We start from the raw sequence: 15,122 nt of genomic DNA, 5'->3' as shown, positions 1-15,122 counted from the left end.
CTGCTGCAGGCCATGCGGACCGGCGAAACGGCCCCGTCGCGGTCGGAGAGGTCGCCTGAAGACTTACGCGGCGGAGCGGTCAGCGCCCCATGGATTCCGTTGATGGTATTCTTTTCACGACCGACTCTACGTGGAAGTCGGCTAGGTTGACGGTACGGGTCATCTTCCAGTAATCGAGGATGCGCCAGGGCATGTTCGTCACGACCCGGCCCTTCGAGTTGCGATACCAAGTGTCCATGCCCTGATGCGTCCACACCATCCGGCTGTGGGCTTCATCGAGTGCTCGATTATACCGCTCATTGACCTCGGGTCGGCACTCGATCGTCTCAATGCCCTGCTCGGTCATAGTGCATAGTGCATCGACTATATAACGGATCTGTCGCTCGGCGAGAAAGATGAAGCTTCCACCATGTCCGAGGTTCGTGTTCGGCCCATACATGAAGAACAGGTTCGGAAAACCTGGGGTTGTTATGCCCAGGTAGGCCTCGGCCTCATCGTCACCCCAGATCTCCTTGAGCGACTTGTTCGATCGGCCGATGATCTCCACGTGAATCGGCCGGTGCGCATCGAATCCGGTTGCCATTACGACGGCGTCCGCGGGACGTACGAAACCGTCGGCATCACGCACTCCGTGGGGCGTGAGCCTCGCCACGGGCCTGGTCACCAGCTCGACGTGTGGGCGCAGGAGGGCCTTGAACCATCCGTTGTCGAGCAGCATCCGCTTGCCGAAGGGCGGATAAGTAGGTAGCGCTTGAGCGATGAGGTCCTCCCGCCCCTCGAGCTGGTCGACCAGGTAACGAGTGAAGTAAGCGCGGTGGGAATCATTCACGGCGTTCAGCGAGTACTCTGGATGCGGCCATGTCGGATCTTTTTGCAATGATGCGTGAATCCGGTCGTTGAAAACCCAGGAAAGCCGGAACCGGTACCATTCGTAGTAATAAGGAAGGTGTTCCATGAGCCAGTGAACGTCGGAGGATACGGACTGAAAATAGTTCGCGTTCGAAGCAATCCAGTGTGGTGAGCGCTGATAGACGGTCAACGATGCGACCTCGTCGACCACAGCCGGAACGATCTGCATGGCGCTCGCGCCGGTGCCGATGACGGCAAGCGAGCGACCGTGCAGATCAAGGCTGTCCGGCCATTCCGCCGAGTGGAACAGAGGCCCCTCGAACTCGTCCATTCCGGGAATGTCTGGGACCTTGGGAACGTTGAGCTGGCCGACCGCGGTGATCACACAGTTCGCTGCGATCTCCTGCTCGGTCCCGTCGGCTTCCCGCACCCGGACGACCCAGCGCCGAGCGGCTTCATGCCAGCTGGCCTTGATCACTTTGACTCCGAGTCGGATCGACGGCAGCAGGTTGTAATACCGGGCCAGGTCCTCCAGGTACTGCTCGACTTCTTCTCGCCGTCCGAAGTGGCGGGTCCAGTTGCGGCGAAACCAGTTGAAGGAGTAAAGATAGCTGGGCGTGTCGACCCCGCATCCCGGATAGCGGTTCTCCCGCCAGGTCCCGCCGATGCGTGTGCTCTGTTCGAGGACGACATGGTCAATGCCCGCATCTTTAAGGTATTTACTCGCAGTGAGTCCGGAGACACCGGCGCCGATCACGACAACGAAAGGGGCCAATCCGGTCTCGACGACGTGACGCCGGGGGGCAGGGCGGATGTCCATGTTCTCCGCGACCATGGGCTCGTATTCGCCTGGTACCGGCTCGCCCATGCTGAGCGTCATGAGTTCGACCAGAACATCGCTGTTCGGTGCTGGCACGGCGGGTGGCCGTCCATCCGCCCAGGCGAGAACCGCTTTCACCGTTGCGGCGCGGATCTCGTCGCGCACATGGGACGGCAGGCCGCCATCGCTGTGCTCCTCCATTCCCCGGGTCCGAGTGGGACGGTAGCGCGCCTGAAGCCACTGTTCGTCGCCGGTGAGTTGGTACAGCACGGGGACCAGCGTTGGGATGTTCGCCTTCGCGATCGCCGACTTCAGCCGGTCGTGATCGAAGGAGGCGGCGCGGGGCCTCGTCGCCGTCATGGTTGCTCCGTCCCACATCTGTCATCTGGTGACCAAGTAAGTATTAATGTCTAATTTAGATTAGAAGACGAACTCGTTCCATTCCGGCCTCGTGTGACGTCCAGTACGGGAGAGTGCGTCCCGCCGCCGCCGGACGGGTGTCAGTCGGCGGCGGGACTTGCCGCCGCGTCGAGCATCAGTCCTGCCTGGTCACGTCGACCATCGCAAGGTCGGTGATGATCCGCTGTACGCAGACCCGTCCGATGAGCGGGAGGGTACAGACTGAAAGGATCTTCGTGCTGCCGTCCCCGGAGGTGCGTTCCATCAGAACCGGCACCCGTTTGGCGCCATGGACGAGGTCCCGAGGTGCCAGCAGGTGGCATCGATCGTCAGTCGCGTTGATGACTTGAAGCGGGTCAGTCGTTCGGCTCGGTCCCAACGAGAGAGACGAATGACACGCACTCACCAGGGCCGCCGCCGAGGTTGTGGGTCAGTCCGAGCGTTCTGCCGTGCTGCGCGATGCGGCGGTCTGCTGGAACGTCGTCTCGAAGCTGGAGCCAGCATTCGAACAGCATGCGTAGGCCGGAGGCACCGACGGGGTGGCCGAAGGCCTTGAGTCCGCCGTCCGGGTTGACGGGGAGTTCGCCGGTGAGGTCGAAGGTGCCGGCCAGGACCTGCTTCCACGCCGTGCCGCGTTCGGCAAAGCCAAGATCTTCCATGAGGACGAGTTCGGTGACCGTGAAGCAGTCATGGACCTCGGCCATAGCGATCTCGGCCCGAGGATCATGAACCCCGGCCTGGCGGTACGCCTCCCGTGCGGAGGCCTCGACCTCCGGGAAGGTCGTGAAGTCGTACGACGGGTCGACGTTCCCCGTCGCGTCACCGGACACACAGGACAGTGCCTTTACATAAAGCGGCCGGTCGGTGTAGCGGTGGGCGTCCTCGGCGCGGACGACAATGGCGGCGGCCGCGCCGTCCGAGACACCGGAACAGTCGAAGACACCGAGCTGGCCGGCCACCAGAGGCGAGCGGGCGATAGTACTGGCCGCTACCGGCGTGCGGAACTGGGCACGTGGGTTGCGCGCGCCGTTGGCGTGATTCTTCCAGGCGATCCGGGTGAAGACCTCCTTGAGTTCGCGGGGGTGGACGCCGTACTTCGCCGCGTAGGCCGGGCCGAGCAGGCTGAAGTTGGCGGGTGCAGTGGTGGTGCCCAGCGTGCCGCCGGTCCCGTCCCCGGGGATCGAGGCCCGGGTGAGTCCGGAGTATCCGGAGTCCTTGAGTTTTTCGACGCCGACGGCCATGGCCACGTCGTAGGCTCCGCTCGCCACGGCATAGCACGCGCCGCGCAGCGATTCCGAGCCGGTCACGCACATGTTCTCGACGCGTGTCACCGGCTTATCCCGGATCCGTAACGGCCGGCTCAGGGTCATGCCGGAAACGCCGGACAGGTACGTCCCGAGCCAGAAGGCATCGATGTCGTCCAGGTTGGTCGAGGCGTTTTCCGTCGCGCCGTGCACCGCCTCGACGAGGAGGTCGTCCGCTGAACGATCCCAGCGCTCACCGAAGGCCGTACAGCTCATGCCCACGATGGCGACACGGTCCCGGATGCCGTTCGAAGCCACTCAGGTCTCCCCCCCGGCGCGCCGGACCGGCCGCGCCTTCCAGAAGTAGTTGTGCACGCCGTCGGCGGTGAGTAGGCGCCGGAATGTCATCTCGACCGGGTCGCCGATCGCGACCTGCGACGCATCCGCGTCGGTGAGCTCGCAGCGGAAGCGTCCGCCGCCGTCGAAGTCGACGACGACGGCGATCATCGGGGGGTGCGGGGTGAACGCCAGTCGATCGACGGTGAACGTCGCCACGGTTCCGTGGGCCCGCGCCATCGGGTGACTTGCCATCGTGTCGATCGCACCGCAATGGAAGCAGACCTGCGCGGGTGGCAGGCTCACGCGGCCGCATCGCGTGCAGCGGGTCGCGGTGAACGCATGCTTGTAGGCGCGCGACCGGTACGCCGGCGGTGCGGCCGGCGGTTCCGGATCTGGTCGCCGTGGTGGCTCCCGTGCGAGCATTCCCCGCCAGTTCAGGAAGGTCGGGTAGCCCAGCACAGCGCCGCCGCCGCCGCCGGCGAGCGGTGCGGCCGGGCGGCGCCGGCCGATCTGCGCGGTGGTACGCAGGATGAACGCCGTGGCCCCGTCGGCGAGCAGGAGGAGGGCGATCGTGTCGCCGGGCCCGGCCCGCCGCAGCGCGGCGGCGAGCAGGACGCCGAGCTGCGCGGTTCCGGGGTTGCCGATGACCTCGGCGAGGTCGGGCACGACGCGGTCGGCCGGTATACCGGTCCCGGCCGCCACCCGGCGCACCGACCGCCTGGGCAGGCCGCAGACGACGAGATGATCCACACTGCCCGGAATGAGGTCCGCCTTCTTGAGCGCGGCGGAAAGGGTGTCCATCGCCAGCGGGACGTAGACGTGCTCGGCGAAGCGATCTTCCCACACCCGTGACGCGAGATCACCGGGAGCGCGCCACCGGTCGAGGAACTCCTCCGTCTCGGCGGCGGCCGAGACCACCTCGGCGAGCACCGGAGTGTCACTGTCGCCCGGCCCGAAGAGCACGGCCGCAGCCGCGTCGCCCCCCTCGCGCTCGTCCGCGCTGCCGGGCAGGCCGGTGCGAATGTCGGAGAGCAGCGCCATCGCGGGCTCGGACGCCTCGGCTGCGGCCAGGAACGCGCCTGCCCCCGATCGCACGCCGCCGCACATGTCGACGGCGAGGGCGCTGCTGTCGAGTGCCAGCGCCGAGTGCGCCACCGTCGCGTTGGTCTTGTCGAGGTACGGGGGGACCGTCGTGGCGAGGTACAGGCGCCGTGGACGAGCCGCCGTCGGCACCGTCCGCAGCACGCTTCGTGCCGCTTCGACCGCCATCGACGTTGCGTCCTCGTCGTAGGAGGCGACGCTGCGCGCGCCGCTCACAACGCCGCCGCCGAGCGAGGTGCTGATCGCGGCCCGTTCCAGGCGGTGGTAGGGGATGTAGGCCTCACAGGCCACGATGCCGTGCATACGCCGCCTCCCGGTGTCGGGGGCAAGTCTAATCTAAATTATTTTAGATAGTCAAGCCGTCCGTCACCGGGGCGCTTCCCGGCCGTGCGCGGTTGTGGCCTGGCTCGTCACCTCCAGGTGATGCCTTCGAACACCGCACTGACCGTCTGCTCGGCGAGCCGTTCCGGGGTGAGGCGGCCGTCGCGGTGATACCACTCGATGGTCCAGTTGAGGGCCCCGATGATCATGCGATGGACGATGCGGACGTCGAGGTCGGCGCGGATCTCCCCGGCCGCGACACCGTCCGCGAGAAGGTTCCGCCACAACGTGGCGTAGGCGCGCTGAAGGGGGGCGCTGCGGCTGCGGACCTCGTCGGGCACCTGGTCCGTGATCTGGATGAGCGCCGAGGTGTAGTCGCCGAGCGCGAGCGCCGATAGCAGGTGGGCGGCGATGACGGTCGAGAGGCGGTCGATCGGGTAGGCGTCGGAGGGAAGTTCCGCGACGCTACGGCGGACGATGTCGTCGGTGCGCTGCCAGGCGACCGCGAGGAGCGCGGCGACGAGGTCCTCACGGGAGCCGAAGTGGTAGTAAAGGCTTCCCGTCTGCATGTCCGCCTCGGTGGCGACGTCCACCAGCCGTGTCCCGGCATACCCGCGGGTACGGAAGACTGTCGCGGCGGCGTCCAGTATCCGTGCCGTCGTCGCGGCCCCACGGGCCGAGGCCGCACTGCTCGGCGCGACCGGCGGCGCCGGCGGGGTGGGCGTCGTGACGCGGCGGTGCACGCGGTGGCCGCGGCCCTCGGGGGTCGCGATGCCCTCCAGAAAGACGGAGTAGAAGTGTGCGATGAGCCGATCGAGCGGGAGGGCCCGCGACCGCGACGGGTACCAGTCGGCCGAGCTGTTCAGGGCCCCGACCAGGAGCATGCGCGTGGCGGAGAGGTCAAGATCCGCGCGCAGTTCCCCGCTGGCAAGGGCGGCTGCGAACAGGTCGCGCCAGAACTCGCCGTAGCGCCGTTGCGCCGCGATCTGCCGTTCGCGGATCTCCTCTGGCACCTGCGAGAGGATGCGGATGGTGGCCGCGGTGTAGTCCCCGGTCTTGAGTACGGACGTCAGGTGCGCGGCGATCGCCTCCCGCAGGACGAGCATCCGTGGGGCGTCCGGGGGGATCGCGGCGAGGCGATCGAACACGTAGGTCTCGGTCCGCTCCTGACCCACGCGCAGGACTGCCTCGACCAGCTCCTCCCGGCTGGAGAAGTGGTAGTAGAGGCTGCCCGCCTGGGTGTTGGCGGTCGCGGCGATGTCGGACAGTCGGGTTCCGGTGTAGCCGGTGCGCCGGAACTCGTGCGCGGCGGCGTCCAGGATGCGCGAGCGGGTCGCGAGCGCCTTGCCGCCCGACCGGCTGCGGGCTGTCGTCATGGGAATCCTCTGCGCAACGTACTCCGCCTACTGGACGTGGACCTTCCTGGGTCTGGAGCGAAGTCTAAGCGACATTCGGGATGTGCCCGGGCGGCCTCCGCCGCCGCTTCGACCTCGGGCAAGGGTGTGTGGCGATCGTTGTCCGGAGTCAGGACAGGTACGTTTCTAAAATCTATGTTAGGTTAGACACTGCAGTCGGGTCGGACGTCGGACGAGACCGGCTCGTCTCGAGCCATGATCGTGCCTGGCGCTCCGCGGCGCGGTGCGCGAGGCGCCGCACCCGTCCGCACCCGTCCGCCGCCGACCGCGCGCGTGCGCGCCGGCCTGCATTACATCGGAGGTGGTCCGTGATCGAACTCTTGCAGGGTGTCCGCGTGCTTGAGTGTGCGATGCTCCCGACCGGCGACCAGACGAGCCGCCTGCTCGGCGATCTTGGCGCCGACGTCATCAAGGTGGAGCGGCCCGGCGTCGGTGACTACCTGCGTGAGCTCGGTGACCGCATCACCCCGCAGAACAGCGTTTTCCACCTGCTGTGCAACCGAAACAAACGCAGCATCGAGATCGATCTGCGGCTCGACGAGGGCCGCGAGCTGTTCTTCCGTCTGCTACGCACGGCCGATATCTTCGTCGACGGATTCGCCGGTAACGCCTGTGAGCTTCTGGGCATCGGCTACGAGGCGCAGCGGGCTGTCAAACCGGACATTATCTACTGCCAGGCCAGTGGATTCGGTAGGCGGGGACCGTACAGTCAGATCCCGGTGCACGGCTACATGATGGGCGCCGTCGGCGGCCAGGTCGCCCTGACCAAGGATCCGGACGGAGTTGTGCGGGAGAACGTCAACCCCGGCGGGCTCTATTTCTCCGGCTCGATCGACGGCCCGTTGTCGACAGCGCTCTACGGCGCACTCACCACGATCGCTGCCCTGCGCCGCAGGGATCTCACCGGAAACGGTGCCTACATCGACGCCGCGGGCTCCGACGCCGTCCTGGCCAACCAGTGCCTCGATGCGGTCATGACCTGGAATGCCGACCGCGTCACAGACCGGCGCAACCCGCCGCCGACCGTCGGGCTCGACCCCCGGAAGCATCCGAAATACACGTACTACGAGACCGCCGACGACAGGACTGTCCTGCTGGCGGCCATCGAGCACAAGTTCTGGGACAATTTCTGCCGAGCCATCGATCGCCCGGATCTGGTCGACGTCAAGAACACGACCTTCGCCGTCGACTTCGCCGACGGTGGGAAGGCGGACCTGCTGGACGAGCTGATCCCGGTCTTCCGCTCGAAGACCGCGGCGGAGTGGGTGGACATCGCGCTCAAGTGGGACATCCCGCTGTCTCCGGCCAATGGCAAGGCCGAGACTCTCACGGACGAGCACCTGCGCGCCCGGGAGATCATCCACGAGAGCGACCATCCCGTGGCGGGGCCCTACACGAGCACCGGGTGGCCGGCTCCGGTTTCCGGGCAGCCCTTCGACGTCGCGCGCCCCGCACCGGCGCTCGGGGAGCACACCGACGAGGTCCTCGGCGAGTGCGGCCTGACCCCGGACGACATCGCGGGACTGCGCGCCCGCGGGGTGACCGGACGCCAGCCGTGACCATGTACGCGCCCGAGGTCGTCCCGGCGGACGGGCTGCCCGCGAGCGTCACCGTCTACGAGGTCGGGCCCCGAGACGGTCTGCAGAACGAGAAGGGCGTCATCCCGACCGAGGTGAAGGCGGAGTTCATCCGTCGCCTGCTCGGGGCGGGACTGCGCGTGATCGAGGCGACGAGCTTCGTCCACCCCGACTGGGTTCCGCAGCTGGCCGACGCCGAGGACCTGCTAGACCTGCTCGAGGACCTTCCCGGTGTCCGCTACCCCGTGCTCGTCCCGAATGCCCGAGGCCTGCGGCGTGCCCTCGACCGTGGAGTCCGTGACATCGCGGTCTTCGCCAGCGCGACGGAGACCTTCTCTCGCCGCAACCTGAACCGCGGCGTGACCGAGGCGCTGGAGATGTTCGCCCCGATCGTGGCGTCGGCCCGGGAGGCGGGTGCGGGGGTGCGCGGGTACGTCTCCATGATCTGCGGTGATCCCTGGGAGGGCGTCGTCGGAGTCGATCAGGTCGTCGGAGTCGCCCGCCGGCTGTTCGAGCTCGGATGCACCGAGATCAGCCTCGGCGACACGATCGGAGTGGGAACGCCGGGACAGGTGACCCGCCTCGTGCGGGCGGTGTCCGGGGCCGGCGTGCCGCTCGAGCAGGTCGCCGTGCACTTCCACGACACCTACGGGCAGGCGCTCGCCAACGTGCTGGCGGCGCTGCAGGCCGGGGTCCGCACGGTGGACAGCTCCGCGGGCGGCCTTGGTGGTTGCCCCTACGCCGAGAGCGCCACGGGCAACCTGGCTACGGAGGACCTCGTCTGGCAGCTCCAGGGACTCGGCGTGCACACCGGGGTGGACCTGGCGGAACTCGTGGCCACCAGCGTCTGGATGGCGCGGGTGCTGGGTCGGCCGAGTCCGTCACCCGTGGTGCGGGCACTGGCCCGCGCGGCGGCCTGACTACGGGTGTTCGCACGGTCCGTGACGGCGTCGACGAACGGAGAAATGCGCGTGGAGCTCGGTCTCGATCGCGATCCGACGCTCGCTGACCTGAGGTCCGAGCTGCGGAACTGGATCACGGATAATGCGCCGCCGGGGCTGGCCGACCTGCTCGACTGGCGGTCGGGCGTCGATCTGCCCGGGTCCGTCGCCAGCCGGGTAAGTGAGGAGGAGAGGGCCTGTGCAATCAGGGATCCGCGCTACCGCCAATGGGAACAGCGCTGCCTGGATGCCCGGCTCGTCTGTCCGGCCTGGCCGACGGAACATGGTGGAAGAGGCTGGCACGCCCCTGAGATGACCGTGCTCGACGAGGAGTTCTACCGGGCCGGTGTTCCGCGCGTTGACCGGGTCCAGGGCGAGTCCATGGTGGGTCCGTCGATCATCCTGCATGGCACCGACGATCAACGGGTGCGGTTTCTGCCGCCCATCCGGTCTGGTGACCATCGCTACTGCCAGGGCTTTTCGGAGCCGGCGGCCGGCTCCGACCTCGCGTCGGCCCGGACCCGTGGCGTCGTCGACGGCGACGAGGTGATCATCACCGGCCAGAAGGTGTGGACCTCGCGGTTCGCGACCGCAAATATGATCTTCGTGCTGTGTCGGACCAACACCCAGGAATCCAAGCACCGGGGCCTGTCCTACGTCATCGTTCCCTTCACCCCGGGGGAGAACGGCATCGAGGTGCGTCCCATCCGCCAGATGACGGGGGCCGCGGAGTTCGCGGAGGTGTTCTTCGACGCCACTCGGGCCCGCCTCGCCGACGTCATCGGTGGGCTCGGCCGGGGATGGCAGGTCGTCCAGTCGACGCTGGCCTTCGAGCGGGCCGCCGCCGGGCGTGCGAGCACGATGCTGATCCAGGCCCGGCGGCGGGAACTGCGGGACCTCATCGACCTGGCGCGGCGCAAGGGGCTCACCGGGGATCCGTTGGTGCGCCAGGATCTCGCCTGGGCCGCCACCCAGGTCCTGCTGTTGAGCACAACCTGGTCGCGGACGGTGGCCGAGATCGCCGCCGGCCGCGAGCCCGGACGCCAGCAGACCGCGTGGAAGCTCATGTGGAGCGAGTACCACCTGCGGCTGGGGGAGATCGCGCTGCGCATCGCCGGCCCCGGTGCCCTGGCGCGGCCCGCGGGCGTCGGGTACCCGACCGACGACTGGCAGGATGCCTACCTCGTCGCGCACTCCGGCACGGTGTACGCGGGAACCAGCGAGGTGCACCGCAACATCATCGGTGAGGGCGTCCTCGGCCTCCCCCGGGAGCCACGGCCGGCGGCGGCGATCAGATCGTGACGCGATCGGATGCCGACTCGGAAGGCGACTCGGAAGGCGACAAGGAGAACGCGGTGCCACGTTTCCAGTTTCCCGTCGAGGCCGGGCACGTCCTGTGCTTCGCCCGGGCGGTCGGCGACGACGACCCGGTGCGCTACGACGCGGAGCACGAGCGCACGATCCGCCGGGGAGGGCTGTCCGCCTCTCCCACGTTCGTCGCCGCGGTGGCTCAGTTCGACCCCGACTGGCCCTACCGGCCCCAGCCTGGTCAGCCCTGGTATGGATCGGGGCGAGGCCCGGGTACGCCGCCCCCGGGGGCGGGCACGACGAGCCTGCACGCGGAGCAGCACTACGAATACCACCGTGAGGTGCGGCCCGGCGACGTGCTCACCGTCGAGCGGTCCGCCGGGGCGACCTGGGAGAAGCACAGCGCCCGCAGTGGCCGGCTGCGGTTCGAGGAGGAGATCACCCGTTTCACCGACCCCGCCGGTGAACTTGTGGTGACGGCGCGCCGGGTGAGAGTGATCACCGGAGGACCGGCGGAGGGCTCGACATGACCATGGTCCGTGAGCTGGAGATCGGCGGCACCCACACCCAGCTTCTCGTCGAGGAGCTGACCAGAACTCAGATCGTCATGTACGCCGGGGCGTCGGGTGACTACAACCCGCTGCACACCGACGAGGTGTACGCCACCAAGATCGCCGGGCTCCCGTCCGTGCTCGCGCACGGGCAGCTCACAATGGGTCTCACCGCGCGGCTGGTCACCTCGTGGCTCGACGACGCGGTGCTCACCGCGTTCGGGGTGCGGTTCTCCCGGCAGGTGTGGCCGGGAGACACCCTGACGGGCACGGTGACGGTCACGGCCGTCGGCGAACAGGACGGTCGGACCACCGCCGAACTGATGTTGACCACGACCAACCAGGAGGACCAGACGGTCGTCAGCGGCTATGCGCGGGTGCGCGGTGAGTGAACGGGACGGCGAGTGAACGGGACGATCCCATGACCGGTGGAACTCGCCGTCAGGCGCTCGTGGCCGGCGGCAGCGGCGGTATCGGCTCGGCCATCTGCGGCGCGCTGGCCCGGGACGGGCTGGACGTGGTCCTCACCTACCGCCGCGATGCCGATGCGGCGAAGCGGGCGGCTGCCGCGGTGAGCGATGCGGGTCGGGAGGCCCGGGTGTGCCAGCTCGACCTGACGGACGCGGCCGCCAGCGCCGACCTCGTCGGTCGGCTCCCGCGCCTCGATGTCGTCGTCTATGCCGCCGGTCCGCAGATCCCGATGCGCTACACCGGCGAGATCGACCCGGATCTGTTCGCCCGGCAGATGTCCCGGGACGCGGTCGCGGCGTTCAATCTGCTGCGGCCGGCCATCCCGCCGCTGCGTGAGACCCGGGGGGCCGCGGTCTGCCTCGTCACGACCGCGCTGCGACGTTATGCGACCCGCGACCTGCTCTCCGCGGCGCCCAAAGCGGCCGTGGAGCAGGTGGCCCGCGCCATCGCCGCGGAGGAGGGCAGGCACGGCGTGCGGGCCAACTGCGTCGGTGTCGGGGTGATCCAGGCCGGCCTGTGGGAGGACCTTCTCGCGACCGGCGACTACGACGAGCGGGCACTGGCCGCGGCGATGCGCGCGACGCCGTTGCGGCGGTTCGGCCGCGCGGACGAGGTGGCCGAGGTCGTCGCGTTCCTCGCCTCCGCGCGCTCGTCCTACATCACCGGGCAGACGCTCTGCGTCGACGGCGGATACTCCGTCTGACCGCCGACGGGACCCCCGCTCGTGGTCCCGGAACTCGTCCGGCCCGGGGCCACGAGCGGGTGGGCCCGATTAGAGGCCGAGACCGAGGGCCACGAGCTCGCGGTGCTCGCGGGGGCTGCCGAGCAGGACCTCCGACGCCTTGGCCCGCTTGAGGAACAGCTGGGTGTCGTGCTCCCAGGTGAACCCGATGCCGCCGTGGACGTGCAGGGCGTCGGTGGCGACCTGGGAGAAGACCTCGGAGCAGTGCGCGCGGGCCATGCTCGACCGCACGGCGAGCTCCGGGCCCGGCGACTCCGCCTCGGTGGCCGCGGCATAGAGGGCGGACCGGGCGGTCTCGACGGCGACGAGCATGTCGGCACAGCGGTGCTTGACCGCCTGGAAGCCGCCGATCGGGCGCCCGAACTGTTCGCGCAGCCGGGCATGGCCGACCGTCAGGTCGAGGCAGGCCTCGGCGCCGCCGAGCTGCTCGGCGGCGAGGGCGACGGCCGCCCGCCGCAGGACGAAGCGCATCGCACCGGCGCCCCCGCCCTCCCGGCCGAGGAGCCGCGCGGGGGCCCCGTGCAACGCGATCCGGGCGAGTCTCCGGGTCTGGTCGAAGGCCGGGATCGGCTCGCGGACGACACCGTCCGCGTCGCCGTCGACGAGGAACAGGGACAGCCCGTCATCGCCGATCGTGCCCACCGCGCGGGCCGACACGATCAGGAGCTCCGCCGTCCCGCCATCGACGACCCGCGTCTTGCTTCCGGTCAGGCGAAAGCCGCCGGGACCGGCGGCCGCGATCGTGCCGACCTCGGACACGTCGAAACGGTCACCTTCGGCAAAAGCAATCGTCGCCGTCGCCTCGGCCGCCGCGATCCGGGGCAGGAACGTCGCCCGATCGTCGGGCGAGCCCGCCAGCAGGAGTGCGTCGGCGCCGAGGCAGACGGTGGAGAAGTAGGGGCCGCCGTACAACACGCGACCCATCTCCTCGAGCACGACCGTCAGCGTCTCGTACGGCAGTCCCAGCCCGCCGTACTCCTCGGGCAGGTGCAGGGCCGTCAGACCCAGCTCCTTGCCCAGCCGGTCCCACACCGCGACGTCAGGGCCGCCCGCGACATCCGCCTGATGTCGGGCCGCGGACACGGGGGCGTTCTCGGCGAGGAAGCCGCCGACCAGCGTCCGAAGTTCCAGGCCCTCCGCCGTCATTGCCGCGATCATCGTGTGCCCTCTCGTGTGGCCGTCCGGACAGGCCGGGCCGCGGGCCGGCCGCATGGCCGCTAGCCGCATGGCCGCTAGGCCCGCGGACCCAACCTTGACTTCTAATTCGAACTCGGTATAGAAAACGTAGACGAGCGGGGGCCTCCCTGGCAAGGCTGGACGACGCCGTGGCGCCGGGTCCGGCCCGGGTGAATCCACGAGAGGAACTGCGGCATGACAATCGCACCGGACGCCGTCGCTGTGGTCCGCGCCTTTACGACCGCCCTGGGGGCCGGCGACGTCAGCACCTGTCTCGGCCTTCTCGCGGAGGACATCGTCTTCGCCGAGGCCGCCAGCCTGCCCTTCGGCGGGGAGTGGGTGGGCAAGTCCGGATTCGTGGCGCTGTTGAAGGCGGTGGGCCGGGACTACGACGTGCGGCTGGAGCCCCCGACGGTGGATGCGGCGGGCGATGCGGTTCTCGTCCGGGTGTTCGGAACCTTTACCTCACGAAGAACGGGACGCAGCATGCCGATGAAGGTGCTCGATCTGTACCGCCTCCGGGATGGTCTGGTCGTCCGGGTGGACGTCTACTACCAGGACTCCCTGGCGTTGCGGGAGCTCGGTGGCCACCCGTCGCACGGTGCGGCCGAGGCGGCCACCCGATGAACGACCGACCCGCCGCGTGCCGGGCGGCCGAGGCGCTCGGTCACGACTACGACCACTACGATCCGGCCTTCGCTCTCGATCCCCACGCCGACTACGCAAAACTGCGGGCCGGCTGTCCGGTGGGCTACACCGACAACTACGGCGGCTTCTTCGTCGTCTCCAGGTTTCGCGATCTGAACGAGGTGCTGCACGACGCGAAGGCGTTCTCCTCCTGGCCCGCCGACACGCCCCCGACTCCGGGCCACTCGCGGGCCCTGATCCCGCTGGAGGTGGACCCGCCGGAGCACCGTCGCTATCGCATGATCATCGATCCGATCTTCCGTCCCCGGGCGATCGGGGGCATGGCTGACGAGATCCGTTCCCGGGCCGCGGACCTGGCCGCGCGCATGGCGGCCGAGCGTGAGTTCGACTTCATGCGGGAGTTCGGCCGACCGTTCCCGGGTGCCGTCTTTCTACGACTCGTCGGCCTCGATTTCAGCGTCGAGCAGCGTGACCAGCTCTGCGACTGGGCGGGCACAATCCTGCACACGACGACGGAGGGGGCCGCGCACGGCGATGTGGAGGCGCAGACGGCCGCGCGGCTGAAAGCGGGCCGGGCACTGAACACTTTTCTGCGGGGCCTGCTCGACGAGCGGCTTGAAACTCCCGGGAAGGACATCCTCTCGCGGCTGATCGACGCCGAACTGCCGGGCCAGCGGAAGATGGATTACCACGAGATCCTCAATTTCGCCTATGTCCTGGTGCTCGCCGGGCTCGACACGGTCACGACGGCGCTCGGCTTCAGCTTCCTGCACCTCGCCCGACGGCCCGACCTGCAGGACCGGATCGCCGCCGACCCGTCACTCATCCCCGGGGCCGTCGAGGAACTGCTGCGCTACGAGCCGATCGTCCACGCGAGCCGGACCGTCATGGAGTCGCGGGTGCTGGGCGGAACGCAGCTGCAGCCCGGCGACCGGGTGGTGCTGCCGCTCGCGTCCGCGCACCGCGACGAGGAGGCCTTCCCGGACGCGAACGAGCTGCTCATCGACCGGAAGATCGACTCGACACTGGTCTTCGGCGCAGGCAGCCACCGCTGTGTCGGGATGCACCTGGCCCGCATGGAGCTGACCATCGCCTTCGAGGAGATCTTCCGGCGCATACCGCGCTTCTCCCTTCCGCCCGACGCGGTCCTCGAGACGCACGGCGGGCAGACGCGGAGCCTGATGAACCTGCCGTTTCGCACCTGGCGCGACGACTGATGC

Annotated in this window: 14 protein-coding genes; 8 read left to right on the top strand and 6 right to left on the bottom strand. The window is 68.8% G+C overall.

Annotation, left to right across the window (positions count from 1 at the left end; translation table 11 throughout):
- Positions 1 to 79 precede the first annotated feature (79 nt).
- From AC5R91_RS08395 to AC5R91_RS08375, 5 genes are all read right to left on the bottom strand, one after another.
- Positions 80 to 2,029, bottom strand: coding sequence for a flavin-containing monooxygenase (locus AC5R91_RS08395; RefSeq protein WP_495396587.1), 1,950 nt, complete (start codon positions 2,027 to 2,029; stop codon positions 80 to 82).
- Positions 2,030 to 2,204: 175 nt separating this feature from the next.
- Positions 2,205 to 2,333 carry a hypothetical protein gene (locus tag AC5R91_RS08390; protein WP_495396586.1) on the bottom strand — a complete coding sequence of 43 codons (129 nt, stop codon included), beginning with the start codon at positions 2,331 to 2,333 and terminating at the stop codon, positions 2,205 to 2,207.
- A 91-nt stretch (positions 2,334 to 2,424) separates the two neighbouring features.
- Positions 2,425 to 3,630 carry an acetyl-CoA acetyltransferase gene (locus tag AC5R91_RS08385; protein WP_495396585.1) on the bottom strand — a complete coding sequence of 402 codons (1,206 nt, stop codon included), beginning with the start codon at positions 3,628 to 3,630 and terminating at the stop codon, positions 2,425 to 2,427.
- Positions 3,631 to 5,055 (bottom strand): OB-fold domain-containing protein, encoded by a 1,425-nt coding sequence (locus AC5R91_RS08380; RefSeq protein ID WP_495396584.1) that lies wholly within the window; start codon positions 5,053 to 5,055, stop codon positions 3,631 to 3,633.
- Between the two features lie 107 nt (positions 5,056 to 5,162).
- Positions 5,163 to 6,449, bottom strand: coding sequence for a TetR-type transcription factor C-terminal domain-containing protein (locus AC5R91_RS08375; RefSeq protein WP_495396583.1), 1,287 nt, complete (start codon positions 6,447 to 6,449; stop codon positions 5,163 to 5,165).
- Between the two features lie 347 nt (positions 6,450 to 6,796).
- On the opposite strand from AC5R91_RS08375, the gene AC5R91_RS08370 reads away from it, so the two are divergent.
- The 6 genes from AC5R91_RS08370 to AC5R91_RS08345 are packed head-to-tail and all read left to right on the top strand — an operon-like array spanning position 6,797 to position 12,039.
- Positions 6,797 to 8,047, top strand: coding sequence for a CaiB/BaiF CoA transferase family protein (locus tag AC5R91_RS08370; RefSeq protein WP_495396582.1), 1,251 nt, complete (start codon positions 6,797 to 6,799; stop codon positions 8,045 to 8,047).
- A 2-nt stretch (positions 8,048 to 8,049) separates the two neighbouring features.
- Entirely contained in the window at positions 8,050 to 8,985 is a 936-nt protein-coding gene (locus tag AC5R91_RS08365) for a hydroxymethylglutaryl-CoA lyase (RefSeq protein ID WP_495397916.1), read from the top strand.
- Between the two features lie 51 nt (positions 8,986 to 9,036).
- On the top strand, positions 9,037 to 10,308 hold the full coding sequence (locus tag AC5R91_RS08360; protein ID WP_495396581.1) for an acyl-CoA dehydrogenase family protein: 1,272 nt from the start codon (positions 9,037 to 9,039) through the stop codon (positions 10,306 to 10,308).
- Between the two features lie 53 nt (positions 10,309 to 10,361).
- The gene (locus AC5R91_RS08355) at positions 10,362 to 10,844 is read left to right on the top strand and encodes an FAS1-like dehydratase domain-containing protein (RefSeq protein ID WP_495396580.1); all 483 of its coding nucleotides are present in this window, start codon (positions 10,362 to 10,364) and stop codon (positions 10,842 to 10,844) included.
- Complete coding sequence (locus AC5R91_RS08350) at positions 10,841 to 11,257, top strand: MaoC/PaaZ C-terminal domain-containing protein (RefSeq protein ID WP_495396579.1); 417 nt, start codon at positions 10,841 to 10,843, stop codon at positions 11,255 to 11,257. Before AC5R91_RS08355 ends, AC5R91_RS08350 begins: the two co-directional genes overlap by 4 nt.
- Before the next feature lie 29 nt (positions 11,258 to 11,286).
- Complete coding sequence (locus tag AC5R91_RS08345) at positions 11,287 to 12,039, top strand: SDR family NAD(P)-dependent oxidoreductase (protein ID WP_495396578.1); 753 nt, start codon at positions 11,287 to 11,289, stop codon at positions 12,037 to 12,039.
- A 69-nt stretch (positions 12,040 to 12,108) separates the two neighbouring features.
- On the opposite strand, the gene AC5R91_RS08340 is transcribed toward AC5R91_RS08345, so the two are convergent.
- Positions 12,109 to 13,224, bottom strand: coding sequence for an acyl-CoA dehydrogenase family protein (locus tag AC5R91_RS08340; protein ID WP_495396577.1), 1,116 nt, complete (start codon positions 13,222 to 13,224; stop codon positions 12,109 to 12,111).
- 225 nt (positions 13,225 to 13,449) lie between these two features.
- On the opposite strand from AC5R91_RS08340, the gene AC5R91_RS08335 reads away from it, so the two are divergent.
- Positions 13,450 to 13,881 (top strand): nuclear transport factor 2 family protein, encoded by a 432-nt coding sequence (locus AC5R91_RS08335; RefSeq protein ID WP_261567213.1) that lies wholly within the window; start codon positions 13,450 to 13,452, stop codon positions 13,879 to 13,881.
- A complete protein-coding gene (locus AC5R91_RS08330; RefSeq protein ID WP_495396576.1) occupies positions 13,878 to 15,119 on the top strand; it encodes a cytochrome P450 in 1,242 nt (413 codons plus the stop codon). The genes AC5R91_RS08335 and AC5R91_RS08330 overlap by 4 nt, the downstream gene beginning before the upstream one ends.
- Positions 15,120 to 15,122: the final 3 nt, after the last annotated feature.

The sequence above is a fragment of the Frankia sp. BMG5.60 genome (assembly GCF_059428125.1).
Note: the sequence above shows the minus strand (reverse complement) of the source record. Positions and strands in the feature narration are given on the sequence as shown.